Annotated in this window: 2 protein-coding genes; both read left to right on the top strand. The window is 72.2% G+C overall.

What is annotated here, in order from left to right:
- Positions 1-116 precede the first annotated feature (116 nt).
- Complete coding sequence (locus GH736_RS22685; RefSeq protein WP_159607255.1) at positions 117-395, top strand: DUF2277 domain-containing protein; 279 nt, start codon at positions 117-119, stop codon at positions 393-395.
- Between the two features lie 36 nt (positions 396-431).
- Positions 432-1,454, top strand: a complete 1,023-nt coding sequence (ligD, locus tag GH736_RS22680; RefSeq protein ID WP_159607253.1) for a non-homologous end-joining DNA ligase — start codon at positions 432-434, stop codon at positions 1,452-1,454.
- Positions 1,455-1,556 lie beyond the last annotated feature (102 nt).

The raw sequence follows: 1,556 nt of genomic DNA, 5'->3' as shown, positions 1-1,556 counted from the left end.
CGCGACGCCGCGCGCGAGGCGGCCCGCGGACAGTCGCACGGCACGGGGTCGTGATCGGCGCCGGGCCGCGGCATCCGACCCGAGACAGGCTCATGTCTCAGCGTTAGGCTCGGAGCATGTGCAGGAACATCCACACCCTCCACAACTTCGAGCCGGCGGCCACGAACGACGAGGTGCATGCGGCGGCGCTGCAATTCGTGCGCAAGGTGAGCGGATCGACGAAGCCCTCCAAGGCCAACGCCGAGGCCTTCGATCGGGCCGTCGCCGAGATCGCGCACATCACGCGGCACCTCCTCGACGACCTCGTCACCGCGGCACCGCCGAAGAATCGCGAGGAGGAGGCCGAGAAGGCGCGCGCCCGCAGCGCCGGCCGATACGCCACCGCCGCGTCCTGATCGGGCGCGTCGCGCTGAGGGAGTAGCGTCGGCAGCATGGCCGGCGCTGCTGCAACGCTCACTGTCCCCGGTCCGCACGGCGATCGCGACGTGCGGATCTCCTCGCCGACCCGGGTGCTCTGGCCCGAGCCCGGCATCACGAAGCTCGAGCTCGCCGAGTACCTCGTCGCCGTCGGCGATGCCTTCATCGAGGCGAACGGCAACCGTCCCGTGTCACTCCAGCGCTTCCCCGAGGGCATCGACGGCGAGCAGTTCTTCTCGAAGAACCCGCCGAAGGGCGCGCCCGAGTGGGTGCGATCGGTCACCGTCACGTACCCCAGCGGACGGCGGCATCCGCAGCTCGTGCTCGACGAACCCGCTGCGGCGGTCTGGGCCGCGCAGATGAACACGATCGTGTTCCATCCGTGGGCCTCGAGCGCCGACGACACCGACAACCCCGACCAGCTCCGCATCGACCTCGACCCGCAGCCGGGCACCGGCTTCGCGGAGGCGGTGCCTGCCGCGGTGGCGCTGCGCGAGCTCATGGCCGAGGTGGGCCTGACCGCGTTCGTGAAGACCTCGGGCAGCCGAGGCGTCCACGTGTTCGCGCCGATCGAGCCCGAGCACGAGTTCCTCGACGTGCGCCACGCCGTCATCGCGCTCGCGCGCGAGCTCGAGCGCCGCATGCCCGAGCAGCTCACCACCGCATGGTGGAAGGAGGAGCGCGGCGACCGCATCTTCATCGACTACAACCAGGCGAACCGCGACCGCACGATGGCGGGCGCCTACAGCCCCCGGCCGCTGGCCCACGCCCCGGTGTCGTGCCCGCTCGAATGGGACGAGCTCGAGACGGCCGACCCCGCGCGGTTCACGATCCGCACCATGCCCGACCGGCTGCGCGACGTCGGCGACCCATGGGCGGGCATGCGGTCGAACCCCGGACGCCTGACCACGCTGCTGGAGTGGTGGCAGCGCGACCTCGACGACGGGCTCGGCGAGCTGCCGTTCCCGCCCGACTTCCCCAAGATGCCGGGGGAGCCCATGCGGGTGCAGCCCAGCCGGGCGCGCAACGCCGAGTGACCCGGCGGCGCCCTCACGACATCGCGGCGACCAGGTCGTACGTCGGCGTGCCGGCCGGAGGCGTGAACGCCCCGTCGCGCACGGCACCGGCGGCCGCCTCGA

Origin of the sequence: Agromyces humi (genome assembly GCF_009720255.1) — a bacterium.
GTDB lineage: Bacteria > Actinomycetota > Actinomycetes > Actinomycetales > Microbacteriaceae > Agromyces > Agromyces humi.
This window is presented reverse-complemented; position numbering and strand designations above follow the sequence as displayed.

Bases quoted from the DNA above. Each gene is read 5' to 3' on its own strand.
- GH736_RS22685 (WP_159607255.1), top strand. From the start codon at position 117: ATGTGCAGGAACATCCACACCCTCCACAACTTCGAGCCGGCGGCCACG.
- ligD (WP_159607253.1), top strand. From the start codon at position 432: ATGGCCGGCGCTGCTGCAACGCTCACTGTCCCCGGTCCGCACGGCGAT.